The organism is Campylobacter sp. US25a (genome assembly GCF_004379075.1).
In the GTDB taxonomy this organism is placed as follows: Bacteria; Campylobacterota; Campylobacteria; order Campylobacterales; family Campylobacteraceae; genus Campylobacter_D; species Campylobacter_D jejuni.
The window spans coordinates 94,607-117,102 of sequence record NZ_RYYM01000005.1; the positions used below are offsets into that span (position 1 = coordinate 94,607).

General features: G+C 31.4%; 24 protein-coding genes, 5 tRNA genes and 1 pseudogene. 13 read left to right on the plus strand and 17 right to left on the minus strand.

The window, feature by feature from the left end:
- Positions 1 to 8: 8 nt before the first annotated feature.
- The 5 genes from murI to ELQ12_RS05390 all read right to left on the minus strand — a co-directional run bounded on the left by murI (position 9) and on the right by ELQ12_RS05390 (position 3,862).
- Complete coding sequence (gene murI, locus ELQ12_RS05370; RefSeq protein WP_070239894.1) at positions 9 to 752, minus strand: glutamate racemase; 744 nt, start codon at positions 750 to 752, stop codon at positions 9 to 11.
- Between the two features lies 1 nt (position 753).
- Positions 754 to 1,215 (minus strand): C40 family peptidase, encoded by a 462-nt coding sequence (locus ELQ12_RS05375; protein ID WP_053872195.1) that lies wholly within the window; start codon positions 1,213 to 1,215, stop codon positions 754 to 756.
- An 8-nt stretch (positions 1,216 to 1,223) separates the two neighbouring features.
- On the minus strand, positions 1,224 to 2,393 hold the full coding sequence (nhaA, locus tag ELQ12_RS05380) for a Na+/H+ antiporter NhaA (RefSeq protein WP_134264617.1): 1,170 nt from the start codon (positions 2,391 to 2,393) through the stop codon (positions 1,224 to 1,226).
- Positions 2,390 to 3,538, minus strand: a complete 1,149-nt coding sequence (gene nhaA / locus ELQ12_RS05385) for a Na+/H+ antiporter NhaA (protein ID WP_038816440.1) — start codon at positions 3,536 to 3,538, stop codon at positions 2,390 to 2,392. Before nhaA (ELQ12_RS05385) ends, nhaA (ELQ12_RS05380) begins: the two co-directional genes overlap by 4 nt.
- A 141-nt stretch (positions 3,539 to 3,679) precedes the next feature.
- Complete coding sequence (locus tag ELQ12_RS05390) at positions 3,680 to 3,862, minus strand: YjfB family protein (RefSeq protein ID WP_070298609.1); 183 nt, start codon at positions 3,860 to 3,862, stop codon at positions 3,680 to 3,682.
- A 330-nt stretch (positions 3,863 to 4,192) separates the two neighbouring features.
- On the opposite strand from ELQ12_RS05390, the gene ELQ12_RS05395 reads away from it, so the two are divergent.
- The 9 genes from ELQ12_RS05395 (at position 4,193) to traF (ending at position 12,844) form a co-directional block, all read left to right on the plus strand.
- Entirely contained in the window at positions 4,193 to 4,396 is a 204-nt protein-coding gene (locus ELQ12_RS05395; RefSeq protein ID WP_070261504.1) for a hypothetical protein, read from the plus strand.
- Positions 4,397 to 4,743: 347 nt separating this feature from the next.
- Positions 4,744 to 6,837: an FTR1 family protein gene (locus tag ELQ12_RS05400; protein WP_134264618.1), complete on the plus strand. Its 2,094-nt coding sequence runs from the start codon at positions 4,744 to 4,746 to the stop codon at positions 6,835 to 6,837.
- A complete protein-coding gene (locus ELQ12_RS05405; RefSeq protein WP_002778842.1) occupies positions 6,834 to 7,373 on the plus strand; it encodes an iron transporter in 540 nt (179 codons plus the stop codon). Before ELQ12_RS05400 ends, ELQ12_RS05405 begins: the two co-directional genes overlap by 4 nt.
- Before the next feature lie 81 nt (positions 7,374 to 7,454).
- Positions 7,455 to 8,858, plus strand: coding sequence for a Fe-S-containing protein (locus tag ELQ12_RS05410; RefSeq protein WP_134264619.1), 1,404 nt, complete (start codon positions 7,455 to 7,457; stop codon positions 8,856 to 8,858).
- A complete protein-coding gene (locus tag ELQ12_RS05415) occupies positions 8,848 to 10,137 on the plus strand; it encodes an ABC transporter permease (protein WP_126249714.1) in 1,290 nt (429 codons plus the stop codon). The genes ELQ12_RS05410 and ELQ12_RS05415 overlap by 11 nt, the downstream gene beginning before the upstream one ends.
- Positions 10,127 to 11,245 (plus strand): FtsX-like permease family protein, encoded by a 1,119-nt coding sequence (locus ELQ12_RS05420; protein WP_002862294.1) that lies wholly within the window; start codon positions 10,127 to 10,129, stop codon positions 11,243 to 11,245. Before ELQ12_RS05415 ends, ELQ12_RS05420 begins: the two co-directional genes overlap by 11 nt.
- Positions 11,242 to 11,895 carry an ABC transporter ATP-binding protein gene (locus ELQ12_RS05425; protein ID WP_002860103.1) on the plus strand — a complete coding sequence of 218 codons (654 nt, stop codon included), beginning with the start codon at positions 11,242 to 11,244 and terminating at the stop codon, positions 11,893 to 11,895. The genes ELQ12_RS05420 and ELQ12_RS05425 overlap by 4 nt, the downstream gene beginning before the upstream one ends.
- Positions 11,892 to 12,380: a TlpA disulfide reductase family protein gene (locus tag ELQ12_RS05430; RefSeq protein ID WP_002851267.1), complete on the plus strand. Its 489-nt coding sequence runs from the start codon at positions 11,892 to 11,894 to the stop codon at positions 12,378 to 12,380. The genes ELQ12_RS05425 and ELQ12_RS05430 overlap by 4 nt, the downstream gene beginning before the upstream one ends.
- Complete coding sequence (traF, locus tag ELQ12_RS05435; protein ID WP_134264620.1) at positions 12,341 to 12,844, plus strand: conjugal transfer protein TraF; 504 nt, start codon at positions 12,341 to 12,343, stop codon at positions 12,842 to 12,844. The genes ELQ12_RS05430 and traF overlap by 40 nt, the downstream gene beginning before the upstream one ends.
- A gap of 9 nt (positions 12,845 to 12,853) precedes the next feature.
- On the opposite strand, the gene ELQ12_RS05440 is transcribed toward traF, so the two are convergent.
- The 12 genes from ELQ12_RS05440 to recA all read right to left on the minus strand — a co-directional run bounded on the left by ELQ12_RS05440 (position 12,854) and on the right by recA (position 18,722).
- Positions 12,854 to 13,291 (minus strand): DUF411 domain-containing protein, encoded by a 438-nt coding sequence (locus tag ELQ12_RS05440; protein ID WP_070252311.1) that lies wholly within the window; start codon positions 13,289 to 13,291, stop codon positions 12,854 to 12,856.
- Between the two features lie 312 nt (positions 13,292 to 13,603).
- Positions 13,604 to 14,020 carry a hypothetical protein gene (locus ELQ12_RS05445; RefSeq protein WP_052858739.1) on the minus strand — a complete coding sequence of 139 codons (417 nt, stop codon included), beginning with the start codon at positions 14,018 to 14,020 and terminating at the stop codon, positions 13,604 to 13,606.
- Between the two features lie 174 nt (positions 14,021 to 14,194).
- Positions 14,195 to 14,279: transfer RNA gene (locus ELQ12_RS05450), tRNA-Leu, on the minus strand.
- A 5-nt stretch (positions 14,280 to 14,284) separates the two neighbouring features.
- Positions 14,285 to 14,361: transfer RNA gene (locus ELQ12_RS05455), tRNA-Arg, on the minus strand.
- A gap of 14 nt (positions 14,362 to 14,375) precedes the next feature.
- Positions 14,376 to 14,452, minus strand: a tRNA-Arg gene (locus ELQ12_RS05460).
- A 4-nt stretch (positions 14,453 to 14,456) separates the two neighbouring features.
- Positions 14,457 to 14,533, minus strand: a tRNA-His gene (locus ELQ12_RS05465).
- Between the two features lie 24 nt (positions 14,534 to 14,557).
- Positions 14,558 to 14,635, minus strand: a tRNA-Pro gene (locus tag ELQ12_RS05470).
- 42 nt (positions 14,636 to 14,677) lie between these two features.
- The gene (locus ELQ12_RS05475; RefSeq protein ID WP_044778096.1) at positions 14,678 to 15,526 is read right to left on the minus strand and encodes a DNA ligase; all 849 of its coding nucleotides are present in this window, start codon (positions 15,524 to 15,526) and stop codon (positions 14,678 to 14,680) included.
- Positions 15,526 to 16,188, minus strand: coding sequence for a glycoprotein CgpA (gene cgpA, locus ELQ12_RS05480; RefSeq protein WP_002851387.1), 663 nt, complete (start codon positions 16,186 to 16,188; stop codon positions 15,526 to 15,528). Before cgpA ends, ELQ12_RS05475 begins: the two co-directional genes overlap by 1 nt.
- A complete protein-coding gene (locus tag ELQ12_RS05485) occupies positions 16,178 to 16,381 on the minus strand; it encodes a hypothetical protein (RefSeq protein ID WP_002839177.1) in 204 nt (67 codons plus the stop codon). Before ELQ12_RS05485 ends, cgpA begins: the two co-directional genes overlap by 11 nt.
- Positions 16,382 to 16,446: 65 nt before the next feature.
- The gene (gene eno, locus ELQ12_RS05490; RefSeq protein ID WP_002856489.1) at positions 16,447 to 17,691 is read right to left on the minus strand and encodes a phosphopyruvate hydratase; all 1,245 of its coding nucleotides are present in this window, start codon (positions 17,689 to 17,691) and stop codon (positions 16,447 to 16,449) included.
- Positions 17,691 to 18,722, minus strand: coding sequence for a recombinase RecA (gene recA, locus ELQ12_RS05495; RefSeq protein ID WP_002862302.1), 1,032 nt, complete (start codon positions 18,720 to 18,722; stop codon positions 17,691 to 17,693). Before recA ends, eno begins: the two co-directional genes overlap by 1 nt.
- 104 nt (positions 18,723 to 18,826) lie before the next feature.
- Between recA and ELQ12_RS05500 the strand changes: the two genes are divergently transcribed.
- The 4 genes and pseudogenes from ELQ12_RS05500 to ELQ12_RS10365 all read left to right on the plus strand — a co-directional run.
- Positions 18,827 to 19,687, plus strand: a complete 861-nt coding sequence (locus ELQ12_RS05500) for a menaquinone biosynthesis family protein (RefSeq protein WP_070239936.1) — start codon at positions 18,827 to 18,829, stop codon at positions 19,685 to 19,687.
- Positions 19,688 to 19,698: 11 nt separating this feature from the next.
- On the plus strand, positions 19,699 to 19,968 hold the full coding sequence (gene fliQ / locus ELQ12_RS05505) for a flagellar biosynthesis protein FliQ (protein ID WP_002851290.1): 270 nt from the start codon (positions 19,699 to 19,701) through the stop codon (positions 19,966 to 19,968).
- Positions 19,965 to 20,741 carry a UDP-N-acetylmuramate dehydrogenase gene (locus ELQ12_RS05510; RefSeq protein ID WP_134264621.1) on the plus strand — a complete coding sequence of 259 codons (777 nt, stop codon included), beginning with the start codon at positions 19,965 to 19,967 and terminating at the stop codon, positions 20,739 to 20,741. The genes fliQ and ELQ12_RS05510 overlap by 4 nt, the downstream gene beginning before the upstream one ends.
- Before the next feature lie 735 nt (positions 20,742 to 21,476).
- Positions 21,477 to 22,496 (plus strand): annotated as a pseudogene (locus ELQ12_RS10365) (autotransporter outer membrane beta-barrel domain-containing protein); the annotation flags it as partial.

The following is a 22,496-nucleotide window of genomic DNA, read 5'->3' on the forward strand; positions in this document are numbered from 1 at the left end:
TTATTTCCTTATAAATTTAGCCAAATTTTAGCAGTATTTTTTAAAGATTCAACATCGCTTGAAGCATAAAAATGCAATCTTGCTTTATGATTTTTCAAATCTATATTTTCTCTTTCTTTAAGAAATTCAACTATAGCATCTCCTGAATGAATTAATTTTGTTTTATCGCCAAAATACTTACTTAAAGAACGACCTAGTAAAGGGAAATGAGTGCAAGCGAGTATCAAAGCATCTGGAATTGTGATATTTTTAAAATAATACTCCATAGCACTTTGCAAAAAATCTCCTTCAAAAATACCTTCTTCAACCATAGGCACAAAAAGCCCTGTAGCTAAAGCATTTATATTTGTATATCCTTGAGATAATAAACGCTTTTGGTATTCTTCTGATTTAATGGTTGCTTTTGTTGCAATGACTAAAATTTCTTTATTTTTATCATGTAAAGCTTTTATCGTTGCTTCAACCCCTGCATCAATTACGCCATATACCGGAAAATGTGCTTTTGCTTTTAAAGCATCTAAAGCATAAGCACTAGCAGTATTACATGCAATGATAAGCATATCAATTTGGAATTGTTCAAAAAATTCCAATGCTTCAAGACAGAACTTTATAATAGTATCTTTATCTTTCACCCCATAAGGAACTCTTGCGGTATCTCCATAATAGATAATTTCATCAAACAGTCTAGCTTCATAAAGAGATTTTAAAACACTAAGCCCCCCTACTCCGCTATCAAATACACCTATTTTCACTTTAATACCTTCTTGCTCCTATATAACGAGCCTTCCAATAAGAACTATTTAACTCGACTTCTTTTACTCCACCTTTAGTAGATAAATGTATAAATTTTCCCTTGCTCGTATAAATACCAACATGCATACCATTTGGCCCTCTACCTGTCTTAAAAAATACCAAATCTCCTGTTTGCAATTTTGATTTAGAAACTTTTCTCCCAGAACCTAATTGAGTTTTTGTAGTGCGAGGTATGCGTATATTAAGCTGAGCTAATACACTCTGTGTAAATCCTGAACAATCAGCACCTTTTTTAGTAGTTCCACCTAAAACATAAGGAGTTTTTTTCCATTCATTTGCTATAGTCTTAAGTTTTGTTTCTTTATTTGTATTATAAATCGGACGAGTATAGTTTAAATTCTGATAAAAACTACATCCACTTATAAAGAATACAATCGTGATGATGAAAAAAATATGCCTCATCAGTCCCCTTAAGATCGAGTAGCAAAGAATTTAAGATAAATAAAACCCCAAATCCCAGAACAAAATGAAGCTATAAGAATAGCTAAATTATCTGCATAATTAAAAATATCACTGACTTCATACGCCAAGCCATCGATAAACAAACTCATTGTAAAACCAATACCTGTAAGTATACAAACCCCATAAAGTTGTTTCAAATTTGAACCTTGAGGCAAGGCTGCAAATTTAAAGCGGATTGCCAAATAAGAAAACAAAAATACACCCACTTGTTTACCCACAAAAAGCCCCAAGAAAATACCTATACTTACACCTGAAAAAATTGCTCCTATGTCGATATTGGATAAATTTACCCCAGCGTTAGCAAAAGCAAATAAAGGCAAAATAACAAAAGCGAGCCAAAATTTTAGACTTTCATAGATTTCTTCTAAAAATGCTTCTCCATTTTTAGTTTGCATCGGTATAAAAAATGCTGTTATGATTCCAGCCAAAGTTGCATGCACACCACTTTTTAAAACACTAATCCAAAGAATAACTGAGCAAATAAAATAAAAAGACTTTCTTGTTATTCCTAAAATATTTAAAACAAGCATTACCAAAATAGCAATTCCTGCAACGACAAAAGCAACTATTGATAATTTTGTCGTATAAAAAATAGCTATAATTAAAATAGCACCCACATCATCAAAAATAGCCAAAGAAAGTAAGAAAATTTTTAAACTTGATGGAATATGCTTACCACACATCATTAAAATCGCTAAAGCAAACGCTGTATCTGTAGCTGTAGGTATAGCCCAACCTTTTAAGGTATAAGCATCTCCTATATTCACCAAAGCAAACAACATCGCAGGTATAAGTATACCTCCTAAAGCAGCCATAAAAGGTAAAACAATATTTTTAGGATTTTTAAAATCCCCATGCAAAAATTCCTTCTTAAGCTCAAGCCCTATAGCAAAGAAAAATATAGATATAAGCCCATCATTTATCCAAAGCAAAAAAGGTTTATTAAGCTCAAATTCACCCACACTAAATCCGACTTTTAAATTTAGAAATTCTCGATAATGTTCGCTAAAAGATCCATTTTGTACAAACAAAGCAAGCAAAGTACAAACTATAAGTAAAACACCACCAAAAGCCTCATTTAAAACTAAAGTTTTTAATTTATGTACTATATTATTCATTTAACAATCTTAAGATAAATAAAGCCAACAATGGCACTTAAAAAACTAGCTATTAAAATAGCAAGCTTATCCGCATGTTCAAAAATATCACTATTTTTATAGGCCAAACCATCAATAAACAAACTCATTGTAAAACCAATGCCTGTTAAAATACATATACCATAAAATTTTCCATATTTAATATTTTCAGGTAGTTTTGCAAGCTTAAGTTTGATAGCAATAAAACAAAAAGTAAAAACACCTAGTTGCTTTCCTAAAAATAATCCTAGAATAATTCCAAGGCTTACAGGCGAAAATACCGAACCAAGATGCATATCTCTAATATCAATTCCAGCATTGGCAAAAGCAAATAAAGGTAAAATAAAATAAACTACCCAAGGATTTAAATCCTTAAGAACTTCATGTAAATAAGGTTTTTTATTTTTTGTATCAAGAGGTATAAACAAAGAAATGATCACACCAGCCAAAGTTGCATGCACTCCACTTTTAAGCATAGCTATCCACAACACAACACCTACCAACACGTACAAAGAAAGATGGGTGATGTGATAATAATTTAACAAAAGCAGAGCAAATATACAAAACAAACAAATAATAATTGCCAAAGCTGAAAGCTGATCTGTATAAAATAAAGCAATAATAACAATAGCGCCCAAATCATCAAAAATAGCTAAAGAGAGTAAAAAAAGTTTTAAACTTGTAGGAATTTTATTTCCTAAAAGCATTAAAATACCCACTGCAAAAGCTATATCAGTTGCTGTAGGTATTGCCCAACCTTTCATAGCAAAATCATGAGAATAATTAATAGCAATAAAAATTAAAGCCGGAGTAATCATACCCCCTAAAGCTCCAAATATAGGTAAAGATACAGCTCTTATATTTTTAAGTTGCCCACGTAAAATTTCATATTTTAACTCAAGCCCTATACATAGAAAAAATATAGCTATCAAACCATCATTTATCCATAAATCCAACGACTTTGAAATTTGAAAATGATCAAATCCTACTGTAAAATTAGCATGAAAAAAATCTGTATAAATAACACTTAAAGAAGAATTTTTACATAATAAAGCTAAAAATGTAAAAAATATAAGCAAAATACCAGGGAAAGTTTCACTTAAAACCATCTTCTTTATCATTTGCATCCTTGCTCCTAAGTAAATATTTGTAAAAATTTAATACGATAAATAAAATGGCAAAATTATAACGAAAAAATACTAAAGAAATAATTATTTAAAAAACAAGCCCAAGATACCAAAAAGTTCTTAAGCTTGTTCTTAAGATATTTAAGCGTAAATATCCAAACCACTAGAGCTAGAAGCTTGTGGAGCGGAGGCTTGAGAGACACCTTCCATACCTTCGATGAGTTCATTCATCAATGCCTCGTTTGTGTCCATAGATTTTTTCAAAACTGAAGTATTAACAGCAGTCATTAAATTAGTATTACCCATAGAAACATCTGAAACCATATCATCCTCCTTTTAGATTGAGTCTTAAGACTTTATTTAAATCGGATGATATTTTTAAAACTTAATATTTTTTACTAAACTTTTTAAAATTTTTCAAGGGAACCAATATCTGAAATTAAAAATCATAAATTTTTTAAGATAAAACCCTATTTTAAAAATTTTTACACTATGAAACAATAAGCAAAATATAAATGATTGATGCTTTTAAAAGCGAATTAAATGGATAAAAATTTATTTCAATAAATTTAAGTTTTATCTTATTTATACGATTTATAATATAATCAAAAATTACAACTTAAAAAGCTATTGCAATTATATAGGAGTTTGCTAATGTTACTTAATACACCTTGTAGGGGAATAGTAGATACAAATTTTGAAAGTAAAAGAATTAATATAACTTCAACTTTAAAATTTCAAGAAAAAAAAGAAAAAGTAGAAGCTAAAGCTGAGAAAGAAGAAGCAAATAAAGACAATAGCAATTCTACAGACACAGATACCAACAAAAAAGATAAACTTTTGGATATATCTGCTTAATCTAAAATATGCTATAACCATCTCCTTGAAGAATACAATAAATGATTTTTTGATTTTTATTAAGCTTTTAAAACACTAAAAAATGAAAAATTAAAAATACAAAAACAATATCCCAAAGTGCATAGCTTAGAAGAAAATCTTGCGATACTTAAAAACAACCCATATTAAATCACAAAAATAAGATATATTTAAAAATTTATTAAAATATATCTTAAATATAATTAATAAAAAATATTATCGATACAAAAGCTTATTTTTTAGTTCTATTTAAGATTTTTAATATTATACTAGCCATTATTTATTTTGATAATAAATATTATTTTTATCAAAAACCAAGGGTAATGATAATGAAAATTTTTAAAATTATATTTTTAATTATAAGTATTTTTTTATCAAGCTCAGCTTTTGCTAGAGTAGATGATTATATTAATGAAGCAAATCTTATCAAAGATATGCTAAAACAAAGCATAGAAACTTACAAAAAGGGTGATAATCTAGGTGCTAAAAAGCTTAGCGAAGATGCGTATTTTCAACATTTTGAAAATATGGAAGGCCCTATAGGAAGAAACATAGGAAGAAAAGCCATCACCATGGAGCGTAAATTTGTAAATTTGCGTCGCATGTATAAAGATGAAGCTCCTTTAACACAAATTAATGCTTTAATTGATAGTCTTTATTATGATCTTGATGAAGTAGCCCCAATCTTACAAAATGGATATCGTTTAAAAGCAGAAGCAAGCGATACAAACTATGATAAGGCTAAAGCTGAAAAATCAAGCCTAGAAGCCAATGCCAAACGCGAAGCTGATGCAGAAGCTTTAATCGCACAAATGATGAGTATGGATAAAAAAGATTTAGCACAAAGTTCTTTAGGCACTCAAACTCCTAATACACCTGCAAACAACGACACAAGTAAACTTACAGACAATAATGCAAGCGCTGATTTACAAGCTGCTGCTGCAATGGATGCAAGATTGCAATTTATACTAGATAATATCTCTACCAAATTTTCACAGGCGGCTAATGCTTTTAAAGAAAAAAACTACCAAGCTAGTAAAGATTTTTTAAATGATGCCTTATTTAGCGATTATCGCAATACCAAAGTAGAAATTTTAGTAAATAAATTTACCAAAGCAGGAAACGATCAAAAAATTCAACAAGCCATACGCACTCTTATACGCCAAATCAACGATGCAAAAATAGATGAGAAAGGCTTAAGAGATGGCTTAGATAACATAGAAGAACAAATTTTTGATGTTTTCTTACAAATTCCAAATTCAGAACTTTCAAGTTTGCAAATTTCAGGCTTTAATGATGAAACAAAAGGCAAAGATTATGCCAAAGTTTCTAATGATATCAAACTTGCTTTAGATGGAATTTTAAAAAATTATGATGGCTTTAGCGCTTCTATAGTAGATGATTTACAAGGAATTTATCTAGATATTTTTGAAGCAAGCGGTATGGAAAATAAAATCGGTGCTGTAGATAGCGGCTTAAAACTTAAAATAGAAAGTTTATTTTCCAAAGGCGTAGCACTGATTAAAGCAAGTGCAGATAAAAAAGAGCTTGAAGCTACTTTTAATGACTTAGAACAACTCATAGCAAGCAGCGTGGACAAAATTCAAGATTCTACTCCTTATTCGCTATTTATATGGGCTTTAGGCATTATTATCCGTGAAGGATTGGAAGCTTTGATTATCGTTGTAGCCATTGTTTCTTATCTTGTGCAAAGTGGTAATAAAAATCGCCTAAATATCGCCTATAGTGCTCTTTTTACAGGAGTGATTTTAAGTTTTGTTACCGCTTTTGGAGTTTCTTGGCTGTTTAAAGAAAACGCAGGACAAAGTAGAGAGCTTATAGAGGGTATTACCATGCTTATAGCCGTATTGCTACTCTTTTATGTGGGCTTTTGGTTACTTTCAAACGCACAAAATAAAAAATGGACAAGCTTTATCAAACAAGGTGCTATAGATGCTATATCAAACAATAGTGCAAAAACCCTTTGGATCACCGTATTTTTAGCTGTTTATAGAGAAGGTGCAGAAACTGTGCTTTTTTATCAAGCCTTGCTTTTTGATGCTAAAACAAGCACTGATTTTAGTGCTGTTTTTGGTGGGCTTGGACTTGGAATTTTAATACTTATTGTTTTATATTTTCTTTTAAAAGCAGGAGCCATTCGCATACCTGTAAAACAATTTTTCTATATCACTTCTTACATTATTTTTTACATGGTTTTTGTTTTTACAGGCAAAGGCATAGCTGAACTCATAGAAGGAAAAGTCATTATTCCTAGTCTTATACCTATGAATTTTGAACCGATTTTATGGCTTGGAATTTATCCTTACTATGAAACCTTAATCCCTCAATTTATAGTTTTGATCATGCTAATTATTGGCATTTTAATAACAAAACAAATTTCAAAAAAAGGAGTAAAATCATGATAAAAAAAGTTTTATCAGTAGTTGCTGCAGCTGCGGTTATTAGTACAAATTTATTTGCAGGCGAAGTGCCAATCGGTGATCCAAAAGAACTTAATGGTATGGAAATAGCCGCTGTTTATTTACAACCTATTGAAATGGAACCAAGAGGTATTGATTTAGCTGCATCTTTAGCAGATATTCACCTAGAAGCTGACATTCACGCACTTAAAAACAATCCAAATGGTTTTCCAGAAGGTTTTTGGATGCCTTATTTAACCATAGCCTATGAACTTAAAAATACCGACACAGGTGCGATTAAACGCGGAACTTTGATGCCTATGGTGGCTGATGATGGTCCTCACTATGGCGCAAATATCGCTATGGAAAAAGATAAAAAAGGTGGCTTTGGCGTAGGAAATTATGAACTTACTTTTTATATCTCAAATCCAGAAAAACAAGGTTTTGGACGCCATGTTGATGAAGAAACAGGCGTGGGTAAGTGGTTTGAACCTTTTAAAGTAGATTATAAATTCAAATACACAGGCACGCCAAAATGATTTTACACTCGGATTTTCCGAGTGTTTAAATATTTTTATTTTTATTTGAAAATTAAAATAACAATGTTTAAAGAGTAAATTATGAGTATATATTTTGTGCATTTTCTTATCAGTGTTTTACCGCTAAGTATTTTAATGGCCTTTATCACTCCTGATAAAAAATATATTTTTAAAAGTTTTTTAGTAGTTTTTTTGGGCTTTTTATTTGGATATTTTGCTTTTTTTATCGCAGCACAATTTTTAAAAACCGAAAATTTAATCTTTAATTTTGATTTTGTTTTTATAGGTTTATTGCTAGTAAGCTTTATATTTTATTTTTGGAAAAAAATTGAAATTTTAAATTTTATTTTATTGGGAATTTTAAGTTTTTGCACCGCTTTGCATTATTATTTTTTAAGTCAAGATTTCCCTATTTTTACTAGCTCTTTAATCGATAGCGAAGGTATAAGTTCTTTAGGTTTTATTGCTTTAGCCTTGCTTGCTTGTATTTTGATTTTCTGCTTTTTAAAATGGCAAAAAAATTTTAATCAAAAAACAAGCTTTATGCTGTTTTTACTGCTTATCCTTATAGAAAGCGATAAAGCTCTAGCCAATATCTTGCTTACTTTAATGCGAAATTCCATCATAGAAACTCATACTTTTTTGGTGAGTTTTGTAGGAAAAAGTAATTATTTTGGTGTTTTTGGAATTTATGTTTATTTAATTTTCATCGCTTTTTTAGCATTCTTAAGCTTAAAAATTCGCAAAAAAAATATAAGCAAAAAACAAATTTTAGATATAAATTATCGCAAAAACGAAGCTAAAACAAGTCTTATTAATCGTTATTTTTCCAGTGTTTTTATCTCCTGTGTTATAAGTTTTTGCATTATTTTATACTTTTTTATGGTAAGCTCTAAGCCTTTAACCATAGATGAGCCTAAAGAAATTTTACCCGATAAGAATGGCAAATTTATCTTTGATATAGCTCTTTTAAGGGACAACAAACTTCACCGCTTTGCTTATATCAGTGCTGAAGGTAAAGTGATAAGGTTTTTTCTTATCAACAAAAGAGAAGATAGGGATTCTCCTGTAGCTGTTTTTGATGCTTGTATGATTTGTGGAGATATGGGTTATATCAAAAAAGATGGACAACTCATTTGCATTTCTTGCAATGTGCGTATTTTCTTGCCTAGTGTAGGCAAAAGCGGGGGTTGCAATCCTATCCCACTCAAATACGAATACGATGGTAAAAAAATCACCATAGATGTTAAAGATGTAATAGCAGGATCTAATTATTTTAGTCAAATCAAGGAAATTGAAGTGCAAGATCCTGTATCAAAAACAAAAATTATAAACACCCAAGCTCCTTTTTCTTATAGCTATAAAGGGATTACTTATTATTTTTCAAATCAAAACAACTATGAAGAATTTAAAAAAGATCCTACAAAATATGTAGAAGAAAACGAAGCGAAGTTTTTAATCCAAAGGAGAAACGATGTTGGCTAAAATGATTTTTAACTCTATATTTAAAAACAAAATTCAAAAATTTTTAGCCTTTCTTACTTGTTTTTTAGCCACGCTTTTGCTCTCTACTATGCTAAATATTACCCTAAGTATAGGCGATGAAGTAACCAAACAACTCAAAAGCTATGGCTCTAATATCCTTGTTTTACCCAAAGGCTCAAGCCTTAGTATAGAAATAGGTAATGAACTTTATGAACCCTTAAAAAACAAAAACTACCTAGAAGAAAAAAATTTATATATGATTAAAGACATTTATTGGCGTAACAACATCACCGCACTTGCTCCTTTTTTAGAAGGTAAAATCACCATTGAAAACTCCCAGCAAAAAGCACTTATTTATGGCACTTATTTTCAAAAAGCCATAAAAATTAAAGATGATGATGATTTTATCACAGGTATAAAAAGTCTTTATCCTTATTTAGCAGTGCAAGGAGAATGGGCAAAAGATGATAGCAATGAAATCATGCTAGGCGAAGACTTTGCTAAAAACAATAAACTAAAATTAGGAGATACTATCAAACTCAAAGGAGAAAACAATCAAAGCAAAGAAGTAAAAATCGTAGGCATTTTACTTCATGCCAATCCTAAAATGTCAAATAAAATCATCGCTCCTTTAAATTTAGCTCAAGATTTACTCAACAAACAAGGGCTTTACTCAAGTGCAGAAGTAAGAGCTTTTACCATACCTGAATCAGCCCTTTCTGAAAAAGTGCGTCGCATGGGAGAAGAAAAATTAGATCAGTTAGAATATGACAAATGGTATTGCTCAGCCTATGTAGGCTCAATCGCTAGTCAAATTAGCGATGGCTTACCAGGTGCTGATGCAAAAGCTCTAAATGCTATAAGCGATGCTCAAAGCTTGGTGGTTAAAAAGATCCAATCCCTAATGGGCATTACTTGCATTATTTGTCTTATTGTTGCAAGCATTGCGATTTCAAGCCTGATGAGCTCTGAAATTCATCGCAGAAAGAAAGAAATAGGACTTTTAAAAGTACTTGGTGCTAATACTTTTCAAATTTATCTCATCTTTGCTAGTGAAAATTTAATCGTAGCTTTATTTGCTGCTTTATTTGGCTTTATTTTTGGCACAGCCCTTTCTCAAATCATCAGCCTTAGCATTTTTGGATATTTTATTGATATAGCCTTTATAGCTTTACCTTTAAGCTTTATTTTTGCAGGACTTATTGCCTTACTAGGTTGCTTGCTTCCTATAAAAAATATCACACAACTTTCAGCTGCAGGAGTGCTTTATGGTAGATAAGTTTTTCCTTAATGAGCTTTTTAAAAGCATTAGCTTTTCTTATCAAAGACTTTTTATAATAGTTTTAAGTGTTTTTATAGGAGCACTTACTTGCTCAGCTTTTTTAAATATTTATTTTGATATTGACACCAAACTTTCTAAAGAATTAAAAGCTTATGGAGCAAATGTAATGATAAGCCCTAAACAGGATGAAAATTTTATCTCCAATGCTGAGTATGAAAAAATAAAAGAAAATTTAAAGGCTAGAGCTTTAACTCCTTTTTTGTATGATTTTTTAAATTTAGGCAGTACAAGCGGAGTGGTTTTAGGCACTGATTTTAGGGCTTTAAAAATCACTAAACCTTTTTTAGAAGTTAAAGAAGGAAGCTTTTCTCTAAATGATTTTGATGAAAATTCAGCCTTTTTAGGGGTTAATTTAGCCAAGCAACTAGGCCTAAAAACAGGCAATGAACTTCAAATTTACAATCCAAACAACGGAAAAAGCATAAAACTTACCATAAAAGGCATACTTTCAAGCAATGATGAATTTGATAGCATTGTTTTAGCCCCTTTAAGCGTGGTGCAAAATTTAAGCGATAGAGCCGGTATTAACTATGCTAATGCTGTAGTTTATGGAAATTTTGATGAAGTTAAAGCCAAAACACAAGCAATCAACAATGAATTCATCGATGCAAAACCTATATCTTCAGTATCCTTAAGCGAAGGTTTAGTACTTGGAAAAATCAAAGCTTTAATGTTTTTAATCATACTTGTAGTATTGATCATAGTCACTACTAGCGTTAATACGACCTTAAGTTCTATTATATTTTCTCGCAAAAAAGAAATCGCACTGCGTTTAGCCTTGGGTGCAAAAAAAAGTGAAATTTTTAAACTTTTTGCTAGTGAATGCTTTATAGTAAGTTTTTTTGCTAGTTTAATCGGAGCTTTTTGTGGGATATTTTTAGCCAATGTCTTTGGTTATTTGATTTTTAATTCTAGTATTGATTTTAGATTTATAGCTGTTTTTATAGCCTTAATCATTTCTTTGATTTTTGCCTTTTTGGCTGCATTTTTTCCTATAAAAAGAGCATTAAAAATCAATGTGTGTGAAAATTTGAAAGGTGAATGATGAAAAAAGAACTTATTAAAATAAACAATTTAAATAAAGAATTTGGCAAAGTTAAAGCCTTAAACAATATCAACTTAAGCGTCTATGAAGGAGAATGGCTTGCTATCATGGGTCCATCAGGAAGTGGAAAATCAACGCTTTTAAACATACTATCACTCATGGATACTCCAAGCTCTGGAGAGTATATCTTAGACAATGAAAACCTAGAGCAAATGGATGAAGAGCAAAAAATCACCTTGCGTCGTGAAAAAATAGGACTTGTCTTTCAACAATTTCATCTTATCCCCTATCTTAACGCCTTAGAAAATGTTATGCTCTCTCAGTATTATCACTCAAGCGTAGATGAAGAAGATGCTAAAATGGTTCTTGAAAAAGTAGGACTTTCACATAGACTCACTCATTTACCTAGCCAATTAAGTGGCGGGGAACAACAAAGAGTTTGTATAGCAAGAGCTTTGATCAACAACCCAGAGCTTTTACTCGCAGATGAACCCACAGGAAATTTAGATGAAGCCAATGAACAAATCGTTCTTCAAACCTTGCAAAAATTAAAAAATGAAGGCAAAACCATAGTTTTAATCACACACAATCCTGATTTAGCCAAATTCGCAGATCGAACCCTTATCTTACAACATGGGGTGTTAAAATGAAAAAAAGCCTTTTAATCTTAAGCATTTTGTTTTTGCTCAATGCTTGTTCTTTTGAAAATTCAAAAGATACTGGAAAAGTTGGAGAAAAAAGCGCTGAAATTTCAGCTAAAGATACTTTAGGAAAAGCTGTAAAACTTGCTGATGATAATACAAGTTTAAAAGTCTTAGTCTTTTTTCAAAATGGCTGCCCTTCTTGTTTAAAAGAACTCCCTTCTTTGGATGAATTCATACAAAATCATCCCAATAAAATCAGTGTTTATGCTATAAATTCCATCGATAATGCCAATGTGGTTAAAGTTTTAGCCGAACAATTTGACTTTAAAAATGTAAAAGTTTTAAAAGACGATCTTAAAATCACCAATGATCGTTATGCTGTGTTTGCAACCCCTACTACCATCATCATTAAAGATGGGATGATAAAAGATAGAATTTTAGGAGAAAAACCATGGGAATTTTTCGAATCCAAGCTTATTTCTTTGCTTTAATCATAGCTTTATTTTTTGTAGCTTGTGATAGTGGAGAAAATTTTAAAGCTTTAAATAGTGATAAAACCTATAATTTTGCCTACAATGGTTTTGAAAACAGCCTAAAACTAAATGATAAAGCACAAAATTTTGCCTTAGTATTTTTCACAAAAGATTGTGGAGTTTGTAAAGAACAAATTCCTATTTTAAAGAATTTGGCTAAAAATTATGATTTTAATATCTTTGTGGTTTTAGGCGATGCAAATGATGTAAATGATGCAAAAGCTTGGGCTGATGAAAAAGGTTTATCTAATTTAGCAATGTTTTATGAAAAAAGAGCAGCTAAATACCTTTCAAGTGCCATTGGGGAAATATATGGAGTACCTGTACTTAGTTTTTTCAAAGAAGGAAAAATGGATGAAAAATTCATAGGCTTAACTCCTTATAGCATACTTGAAAAAGAAATCAAAAAAGTAAAAAGCTAAAAATTTACTTTAAAGCTTTTTATCTCCTATAAAATATCCATAAAGCTCATAGCTTCCATCTTTTTTCATCAAAATTACAGGATATTTTTCACTATAACCTTGTTCCATTCCTGGGCTTCCTTGCGGCATGCCAGGAGCTGAAATTCCTATAACATCTTTAGGTTTGTTTTCAAGCAACCAGCTTACAGCACTTTCAGGAACATGCCCTTCAATAGCATAGCCTTCGATCACACCCGTATGGCAACTTTGATACTCATCTTTTATACCCATTTTTTCTTTGATTTTAAGAAAATCATTGGTTTTATGAATACTAACCTCATAACCCTTAGCTTTCATATAATCAGCCCAAAGATCACAACAGCCACAAGTAGGACTTTCATAAACTTGTATTTCCTTAGCCTGCGTAAGAGTAAGTAAAAAAAGAATGGTTAAAATTGTTTTTTTCATAATTGCTATCCTAAGTAAAAAATATATAATAATACTTTTATAAAGTTAATACCATCACATTTTTAACACTAAAAATGAATTTACAAAAATTTAATCAAAAAAAGATTTTTAATGAGTGCTGATTTTATCTTTACAGCAAAGATATATAAAGATAAAACGATTTAAAAAAACTAGAAATTTTTAACTTAAAAAACCTAAAATTTAGATATAATGCTACTTTAAGACGCTTAGAATGTTTTTTCATTCTAAAAGCCTTTGATAGTGGATTTCCGCCAAGAGTGAAAACTCAAGGCGGATTTTTATTTGCAATATTTACTTAATAGAATAATTATGATCGCTTGTTCCTCCACATAAATACCCCTTCTTATCAAAACTTGCAATTTCGCAAGAAAGAGTAGAGAGCTTAGCTCTTTTACCATCACTAGTTAATATAAGAACTTGTTTATAATAAACATAATTGCTTTTATCTGAATATATTTTTTGTATTATAGCTTGAGTTGAATTATAAGTTCTTGGATCAACTTTTGCAACAATATCTGCTTCATAAAAAGTTGCCTTTTTAAAAAGTGGCTGACCTATAATTGGTTTGATGCTCTCTTGGAAATATTTGTTTTGCATTTCACTTGCTGAAACTGGAACTAAATCTTTTTTATTGATAACTATCAAATCTGCAAATGCTGACACATTTAAAGCAACTAAAGCTGCTAACGCTAAACCTAATTTTTTCATTTTATCTCCTTGAATTGAATTTTATATATTTTAATTATTTTTCAAATCTTTTGCAAGATAATTTTTAAATTTATCTAAATTAAATTTGCATTTTATCTAACAATCATAAGAAATTTTAAAATGAAATAAAAATTTATGAGAAATCAACTCTTGTTTGAAAATGATAAAAGTAAGTGGTGCGGATGAAAGGACTTGAACCTTCACGCATTGCTGCACCAGATCCTAAGTCTGGCGTGTCTGCCAATTTCACCACATCCGCTAAAGTGGTACGCCCAAGAGGATTCGAACCTCTGACCTACGGCTTAGAAGGCCGTTGCTCTATCCAGCTGAGCTATGAACGCATATAAAATCTTGGTGGTGCGCCCGATAGGAATCGAACCCATAACCTACAGATCCGAAGTCTGTCGCTCTATCCAGTTGAGCTACGAGCGCTTAGTGGGGTGAGTGATGGGAATTGAACCCACGACCCTCAGGACCACAATCTGATGCTCTAACCGACTGAGCTACACTCACCATTTTGTATAAATTTATAAAAAATGGTCGGGGTGAAAGGATTCGAACCTTCGGCCCCTTGGTCCCAAACCAAGTGCGCTAACCAGACTGCGCTACACCCCGAATAAATAAAAGGAAATATTTTATCACAAAATAATTTTAAAGTCAAGGATTTTCATCTCTTATTCTTAAAAAAACCGGAAAGCGAGGTAAGGAATTTTTGGTCAATCCATTAAATTTATAAGTCACAATACTACCAATTTTTGGAGGATTTTTTCTATCTTCATCTTTTAAACCACTGCCTATTTTAATGATTTGTCCATTAGGCATTTTACAAAGTAAGGCACCTACTTGATTTTCAAATTTACCCTTGCCCTTGCGAAATCCTACTAACTCACACTCTGCATCATCATAGGGTTTTAATTTCATAGCATTTTTACTTCTGCCTTTTTCATAAGGACTTAAATTTTTGCGTATGACAATACCTTCACCTTGATTTTTTATAATGCTTTCGTAAAATTGATTTAAATTATTTTGATTTTCAACTGGAATTTGAGGAATAATTTTTATATAGGCACTAGGATATTTTTGCAAATACTCTTCTAAAACAGCCAAACGATTTTTAAGAGTGCAAGTAGAAATTTGAAATTCTTCACAAGCATTTGGTACATCAAAAATATTATAAGTTACTTCCTTCCATAAGGTCAAATTGCTATCTCCACTACGAATTAAAGCTGAAATTTCATCAAATTTATTTCTTGCTATCCAAAGCTCACCATCAACAGCAAAAGGAGGGAAATTTTTTGTAAAAAAGTCAGGAGTTTTTATTTGGTAATTTTGGCGAGTTTTTAGATATTTCCCATCCCAAATTCCACGCACTCCATCAAGTTTTTCGCTCATCAAATAAGCATTAAAATCTTTAGAGTTAAAATCTTGCTTATCGAATTTGCTAAGAAGTAAAATTTCATTAGCAAAAACTAAACAAGCACAACATATTAAAAAAATAAATCTCATCAAAGCAGATTAATCATATATCCAGTTGCATCTTTTTGAATATTATAATTATAAGTTCCATCAAGATATATTACAAGTCGATAATATCCTTTATGAGATCCAAAGTCTATGCGTTTAAAAATAGAATTGCTAAGGCGTATGTTTTTTGTAGGGCTAATCATTTTAGATCTAAAATCTATAACGATTTTGCTTGGATTTCCTACTGAAAAATCTGTGATCATTTCATCACTAGTGTTAAGTTTTATTTTGTTTTTATAAACCGCGTAAGAAATAAAATCATAAATCTTTGCAACCTGTAAAGGTATTTCAACATTGGCTGTTGAGTTTGATTCTTGTTTAGAACTATTTTTTTCAGGTATAGTAACTGAAACATCAAGTACTTTTGAAGGATCAGGGCTTTTAAATCTTGATATAGTATAAGTATCGTGCCAATCAATACTTTTATTGACATCTAAATCGATCTTATCTTCACTTCCGTCTAAATTGATATAATTAAAAGTAATGCTTTTTAAAATTCTTGCACTAGAATTAAATTTAACTTCCTCTTTTTGAAATTCAGGTGGAGCAACCAAGGTTATATTTTGATCTGTCTTGAAAGGATTTTCATCAGCATATAAAAGAGAGGTAAAAATAAAAAATATTGCTAAAATTCTAGTTTTCATTTGGGTATAATCCTTTTAATTCAAAATAATCTTTTTGTGCTTTAGCATTTTGTTCTTTGAGCAAAATAATCTTTTTATTAAGCTCTTCTTTGGTATTTTCTAAGCTCAATAAAGTATCTAAAGAATACTGCCCAAAAAACATATTGCCAAAATAAATCGCTCCAATTACAACAAGAAAAGCCCAAAAAATCATTTTTATAACATGGGTATAAAAACTTTTTTTTCTTGTGCTTTCGTCGTATTCTTTAAGTAAATCGCTCAGAGCTTTTCTCCTAAGTATTCATCACTTTCAAGTTCAATTTCAAGCAAGCGATTGTATTTTGCAGTTCTTTCGCCTCTTGCTAGGGCTCCTGTTTTGATTTGTCCTGTATTTAAAGCTACGGCAAAATCTGCTATAAAAGCATCTTCACTTTCGCCGCTTCTATGACTCATCACGCATTTATAGTTATTTCTTTGTGCTAAACGCACAGTTCTCATAGTTTGGGTAATAGTTCCGATTTGATTTGGTTTAATAAGCACAGCATTTGCCATTTTTTTGATGATGCCTTCTCTTAAAATATCTTCATTAGTTACAAACAAATCATCGCCTACAAGCTGAATTTTATTGCCCAATTTTTCAGTAAGCTTAATCCAACCTTCAAAGTCATTTTCAGCTAAGCCATCTTCGATACTGCAAATTGGATATTTTGCACAAAGTTCTACATAGCGTTCGATCAAATCCTCGCTTGAAAAAGCCTTGCCTTCCATGTGGTATTTACCATCTTTGAAAAATTCTGTACTTGCTACATCAAGAGCAATTTTTACACGATTTTCATAACCTGCTTTTTTGATACAAGTCATTAAAAGATCGATAGGTTCTGTGTTATTAGCTAAATTTGGAGCAAAACCGCCTTCATCACCTAAAGCTGTAGAATGTCCAGAATTTGCGAGTTCTTTTTTTAATATCGCATAAATTTCACAAACTGAACGCAAAGCTTCTTTAAAACTAGTAAAACCAAAAGGCATGATCATAAATTCTTGAAAATCTACATTGTTGTTTGCATGAGCACCGCCATTTATGATATTACACATTGGTACAGGCAAAATGCTTGCATTTGCACCACCTAAGTAGCGATACAAAGGCATTCCCAAAGCAGCTGCAGCTGCACGAGCTGTTGCCATAGACACGCCTAAAGTCGCATTTGCGCCTAAATTTGAGTAATTATTTGTTCCATCAAGCTCACGCAAAGTATCATCAAGTTGAGTTTGATTAAAAGCATCTAGCCCTAAAATTTCATCTGCAATGGTTTCATTGACATTTGCAACAGCTTTTAAAACGCCTTTTCCGCCAAATCTTTCATCATTATCACGCAATTCTAAAGCCTCTTTTGAACCTGTACTTGCACCACTTGGAACTATGGCCGCACCTACACTTCCATCGCTTAGCGTAACTTCAGCTTTTACGGTTGGGTTTCCTCTACTATCAAGAACTTCATAGGCTCTAACATCTTCAATTACTAACATTATTCTTCTCCTTCGTCATCTTCGCTACCGCTGAACATACCTTCTATTCCCATAGAATTTTGAATCGCTTTTGTGATTTCATCTGCAATTTCAGGGTTTTCTTTTAAGAAAGCTTTTGAGTTTTCTCTACCTTGTCCAAGTTTTTTATCTTTATAAGAGAACCACGCACCACTTTTATCTACGATATCAAGTTTTACACCGTAATCAATCAACTCACCTTCACGGCTTAAACCCTCTCCAAACATCACATCAAATTCAGCTTGTCTGAATGGAGGAGCAACTTTATTTTTAACTACTTTTACTTTTACACGATTTCCTATAGGTTCTTCGTTTTGTTTTAAGGTTGCTACTTTTCTAACATCTAAACGCACAGAAGCATAAAATTTTAACGCATTTCCACCTGTTGTGGTTTCAGGAGTACCATAACCCATAGCGCCGATTTTCATACGAATTTGGTTGATGAAAATTACTGTGGTATTCATTTTATGAACTATACCTGTAAGTTTTCTTAGAGCTTGAGACATAAGTCTTGCTTGAAGTCCTACATGTTGATCACCCATATCGCCTTCAATTTCTGCTTTTGGGGTAAGTGCTGCAACGCTATCTACTACGATAAGATCTACTGCACCACTTCTTGCTATAGTTTCTACAATTTCTAAAGCTTGCTCTCCAAAATCAGGTTGAGAAACATATAAATCATCTGTATTTACACCTAAATTTTTAGCATATTTTACATCAAGCGCATGTTCTGCATCGATAAAAGCACAAACTCCACCTGCTTTTTGGCATTCTGCGATAATGTGTAAAGTTAGAGTGGTTTTACCTGAACTTTCAGGCCCATAAATTTCTATGATTCTTCCTTTTGGAACACCGCCTATACCTAAAGCAAGATCAAGCCCAACTGAACCTGTGCCTATGCTATCGATTTGCTCGACTTCTTTATCCCCTAGTCTTAAGATAGTGCCTTTTCCAAAGGTTTTATCTAAACTTTTTAGGGCAGCATCTAGGGATTTTCTTTTATTATCATCCATAACTTTCCTTAAAAATTCTAAATTTTTAGTTAGAATTCTAACAAAATAAAATTAAATAATGGTTTATTTTGCTAGAATTAAAGCAAAGATTAAAGGAAGCATAGATGAAAAAAATTACTATTGCACATTCTCCTGATGCTGATGATATTTTTATGTATATGGCTATTAAATTTGGGTGGATAGGGAATGATTTTGCTTATGAAAATACAGCTTTAGATATACAAACTCTAAATGAATTTGCCTTGAAAAATGAATTTGATGCTACGGCTATTTCTTTTGGGCTTTATCCTTTAATCGCTTCTGAGTATGCACTTTTACGCACAGCAGTGAGTTTTGGTGAAGGTTATGGGCCAAAACTCATCAAGAAAAAAGATACGCATTTAAAAAGAAATTTTAAAGTCGCTTTGAGTGGAGCAAATACCACCAATGCTTTGATTTTTCGTATGAAATACCCTGAAGCTAGAATTATTTATAAGAATTTTTTAGACATTGAAAATGCAGTTTTAAATGGTGAAGTAGATGCAGGAGTTTTGATCCATGAAAGCATTTTAGAATTTGATCAAAGTCTTTGCGTGGAAGCAGAACTTTGGGATATATGGCTTGAATTTACTAAAGAAAATTTACCTTTGCCTTTAGGTGGAATGGCTTTGCGTCGCTCTTTGCCTTTAAGCGATGCGATTAAGATCGAAAAGGATTTAACCAATGCTGTAAAAATCGCCGATGCAAATCGTAAAATTTTAGCCCCTATGCTTATGGAAAGAAAACTTATCCGTGTTGATGAAGAAAAACTGGATACTTATCTTAATCTATATGCCAATAAAAACTCCATTAGCATGAATCAAACTCAACTTTTAGCTGTAGATACGCTTTTTAAACTAGGATATGATTATAAATTTTATGATAAAATCATACATGTAAATGATTATCTTATCCCTAGCGAATACGAAGAAGCTAGAAATTCTTAAAAAGGATAAAAATGGATGAAAGTACCTTGGTTGCTCTTGGAGTGCAAACCTTTAAAATCACACTTTTACTTTCCTTGCCTATGCTTTTAGCAGGGCTTATTGCAGGGCTTGTAATCAGTATTTTTCAAGCAACTACACAGATTAACGAAATGACACTTTCTTTTGTTCCTAAAATCATCCTGGTTGTAGTTATTTTAATCTTTTTAATGCCTTGGATGACTACAACTATGATTGACTTTACCGAAAACATACTAAATCAAATTCCAACTTTTATCAAATGATCATTGATTTTAAAAAATACTCTTCTGTGCGTATAGGAAATGAATTTGAAGTTTTAGTTTTGGATCAAATTTGTGATTTTGATGGTTTTTTAATAGGCGGCGCAAATAACCTTTTAGTCAGCCCTAAACCTAAAAATATAGGAATTTTAGGAGATAGTTTTGATTTTATACAAATTTTAGATCAAAATAAAGATTTTATACATCTTCGCATAGGCTGCAAAACAAAATCAAGCAAAATGTATCGCTTTGCCAAAGAAAACAATCTTAAGGGTTTTGAGTATTTAAGCAAAATTCCTGGTACACTTGGCGGGCTTTTGAAAATGAATGCAGGACTTAAAGGAGAGTGTATCAGTCAAAATTTAATCAAAATTGCTACTTCTCAAGGCGAAATTCTAAGAGCAAATATAAATTTTGATTATCGTTTTTGTCCTTTAAATACGCATTTTTTTTGGGCTGAATTTAAACTAAACTTTGGCTTTGATACCCTTAAAGATGAAGCTTTAAAAAATGCAAGAAGCAACCAACCTAGTGGAGCAAGCTTTGGCTCTATCTTTAAAAATCCGAAAAACGACTTTGCAGGACGTTTAATCGAAGCTGTAGGACTTAAAGGATTTAGCAAAGGAGATGCTATGTTAAGCGATAAACACGCAAATTTTTTAATCAATAAAAAAAATGCAAGTTTTGAAGATGCGTTTTTTCTTATCGAATTGGCTAGAAAAAAAGTCTTTGAAGAATTTGGCACAAACTTAGAAAATGAAGTGATTATTATCTAACATACAAAACAATAAAAATTCTGTCTAAAAATTTTACCCTCATTAAATCAATTTTTTATATAAAATAAAATTTAAATTGAAATTTTATAATTATATAATAATCAGTATTTAATTATACTTTAAGTTTAAATATTTTAATATTCCGCTATTTTATTTTTATATTTTATATTATTATTAAAAAATAAAAAATATGAAATTAATTTCAAAATAAATCATTTTAAATAAGGAAGGAGAAAAATATTTGAGTAAAAATATTATTTCAAGTAAGGTGTCTACGGGGGGGGGATTAAAGAATCCTGTTTAAATTCTAAAAAGATAGTTTTATCTTTAGCTACTATTTCTTTCTTAGCGAGTTGTGCTAATGCTACATTAAATTCTGAAATAAAAACTTATGATGAAGTTCATAAAAATACTAAAGCTAGATCAGCAAGTGTTTATACTCCTGAAGCTAGAGTTAATACAACTGTAAGTGGCTCAATAAGCAATCAAATCAACATTACCGATCAAGGTCCACATACCATAATAATTGAAGCAGGTGGAACTTTAGGCAATGAGAATAACAACAATAAAATTATCTATGCTCATGCTAGTGGTAACAACACTCTTACACTTACTAATCTTACCAATAATGGAACTATTAACGGTAAGGTAGCTGTAGAACATGATAACAATTTTAATGGAACCATTACTGTTAATACCTTTGAAAACAAAGGTCAGATTAATGGTCAAATTTATATGGGAATTTGGGGAGGTAACTCAGGAACTCTTAATATAGATAAATTTGATAATAGTGGGACTATAACAGCTTCTAATAATGATAAAGGAATTTTCTTCCAAGGAAATACTAATATAAAAACCTTTAACAATAACGGAACTATCAAATCTAATTCAGAGGGTATCAGCATTTCTGGAAATTCAAATATAAATAGCTTTACCAATAGTAGTTTAATTAGCGGAAGCAATGGTATAAGTATGAGCGGTGGAACTATAAATACTTTCATTAATACTGGAACCATAAATAGTACAGGAAAAACAGAGCCTTCATTATATGGAGCTTCATCAGGTATAAGCTTAAGCTATAATACAATAAAAACTTTTAATAATGAAGGTTTAATTTCTGGTATTTTTGGTTTAAATTTAAGTAATGCTACTATAGAAAATTTTACCAACAAAGGAATCATAGAATCAACAAGCAATCATAATCTTGGAGCAGCTATCAATCTTGTAGCTCCTTATGGTGCTTCTTCTGTCATTAATAATTTTACTAATGAAGGAACTATTAAATCAAAGTCTAATGGTATATTAGCAGAAGCGGGTAATAAAATAGAAACCCTTGTTAATAAAGGTACTATAGAAGTAGATTTAAATGGTATAAGTTTTTTTGATTATGGAGATGCAGGGGGCAGCGGTAATAAAATTGAGCTAGGTAAAATCATCCTAGAAAAAGGCAGTAGCATTAAGGCTGGAAATAATGGTATTAATATAGATCATGGAAGTTCTAAGGTTATTGAAGCCGATGCCATTGAAGTTAAACAAGGTGCTAAAGTAGAAGGCGGTAAATCTGGAATTTATATAGGAGGCGGTAAAGAAATCAATGCTCAAATCACCATCTCAGGTGAAGTAAGTGGTGGAGCTGCTGGTATAGTCAATGAAGGTATCATAGGTGGTAGTAGCGATGATGATGATAAAAAAGGTGGCATTATCATCTCAGGAGGTAGTGTTAGCTCTTCAAGTGGAGGCTCTGGCATAGTCAAT

What these genes read in the sequence shown, in the direction of transcription:
- ELQ12_RS05420 (WP_002862294.1), top strand. Translation starts at nt 10,127, where the DNA reads ATGGTAGATAAGTTTTTCCTTAATGAGCTTTTTAAAAGCATTAGCTTT.
- ELQ12_RS05485 (WP_002839177.1), bottom strand. Translation starts at nt 16,381, where the DNA reads ATGATTTTTTGGGCTTTTCTTGTTGTAATTGGAGCGATTTATTTTGGC.
- ELQ12_RS05440 (WP_070252311.1), bottom strand. Translation starts at nt 13,291, where the DNA reads ATGAAAAAAACAATTTTAACCATTCTTTTTTTACTTACTCTTACGCAG.
- ELQ12_RS05430 (WP_002851267.1), top strand. Translation starts at nt 11,892, where the DNA reads ATGAAAAAAAGCCTTTTAATCTTAAGCATTTTGTTTTTGCTCAATGCT.
- nhaA (WP_134264617.1), bottom strand. Translation starts at nt 2,393, where the DNA reads ATGAATAATATAGTACATAAATTAAAAACTTTAGTTTTAAATGAGGCT.
- traF (WP_134264620.1), top strand. Translation starts at nt 12,341, where the DNA reads ATGGGAATTTTTCGAATCCAAGCTTATTTCTTTGCTTTAATCATAGCT.
- ELQ12_RS05445 (WP_052858739.1), bottom strand. Translation starts at nt 14,020, where the DNA reads ATGAAAAAATTAGGTTTAGCGTTAGCAGCTTTAGTTGCTTTAAATGTG.
- cgpA (WP_002851387.1), bottom strand. Translation starts at nt 16,188, where the DNA reads ATGAAAACTAGAATTTTAGCAATATTTTTTATTTTTACCTCTCTTTTA.
- ELQ12_RS05400 (WP_134264618.1), top strand. Translation starts at nt 4,744, where the DNA reads ATGAAAATTTTTAAAATTATATTTTTAATTATAAGTATTTTTTTATCA.
- ELQ12_RS05475 (WP_044778096.1), bottom strand. Translation starts at nt 15,526, where the DNA reads ATGAGATTTATTTTTTTAATATGTTGTGCTTGTTTAGTTTTTGCTAAT.
- fliQ (WP_002851290.1), top strand. Translation starts at nt 19,699, where the DNA reads ATGGATGAAAGTACCTTGGTTGCTCTTGGAGTGCAAACCTTTAAAATC.
- recA (WP_002862302.1), bottom strand. Translation starts at nt 18,722, where the DNA reads ATGGATGATAATAAAAGAAAATCCCTAGATGCTGCCCTAAAAAGTTTA.
- ELQ12_RS05390 (WP_070298609.1), bottom strand. Translation starts at nt 3,862, where the DNA reads ATGGTTTCAGATGTTTCTATGGGTAATACTAATTTAATGACTGCTGTT.
- ELQ12_RS05375 (WP_053872195.1), bottom strand. Translation starts at nt 1,215, where the DNA reads ATGAGGCATATTTTTTTCATCATCACGATTGTATTCTTTATAAGTGGA.
- ELQ12_RS05405 (WP_002778842.1), top strand. Translation starts at nt 6,834, where the DNA reads ATGATAAAAAAAGTTTTATCAGTAGTTGCTGCAGCTGCGGTTATTAGT.
- nhaA (WP_038816440.1), bottom strand. Translation starts at nt 3,538, where the DNA reads ATGCAAATGATAAAGAAGATGGTTTTAAGTGAAACTTTCCCTGGTATT.
- ELQ12_RS05410 (WP_134264619.1), top strand. Translation starts at nt 7,455, where the DNA reads ATGAGTATATATTTTGTGCATTTTCTTATCAGTGTTTTACCGCTAAGT.
- eno (WP_002856489.1), bottom strand. Translation starts at nt 17,691, where the DNA reads ATGTTAGTAATTGAAGATGTTAGAGCCTATGAAGTTCTTGATAGTAGA.
- ELQ12_RS05395 (WP_070261504.1), top strand. Translation starts at nt 4,193, where the DNA reads ATGTTACTTAATACACCTTGTAGGGGAATAGTAGATACAAATTTTGAA.
- ELQ12_RS05500 (WP_070239936.1), top strand. Translation starts at nt 18,827, where the DNA reads ATGAAAAAAATTACTATTGCACATTCTCCTGATGCTGATGATATTTTT.
- ELQ12_RS05510 (WP_134264621.1), top strand. Translation starts at nt 19,965, where the DNA reads ATGATCATTGATTTTAAAAAATACTCTTCTGTGCGTATAGGAAATGAA.
- ELQ12_RS05425 (WP_002860103.1), top strand. Translation starts at nt 11,242, where the DNA reads ATGATGAAAAAAGAACTTATTAAAATAAACAATTTAAATAAAGAATTT.
- ELQ12_RS05415 (WP_126249714.1), top strand. Translation starts at nt 8,848, where the DNA reads ATGTTGGCTAAAATGATTTTTAACTCTATATTTAAAAACAAAATTCAA.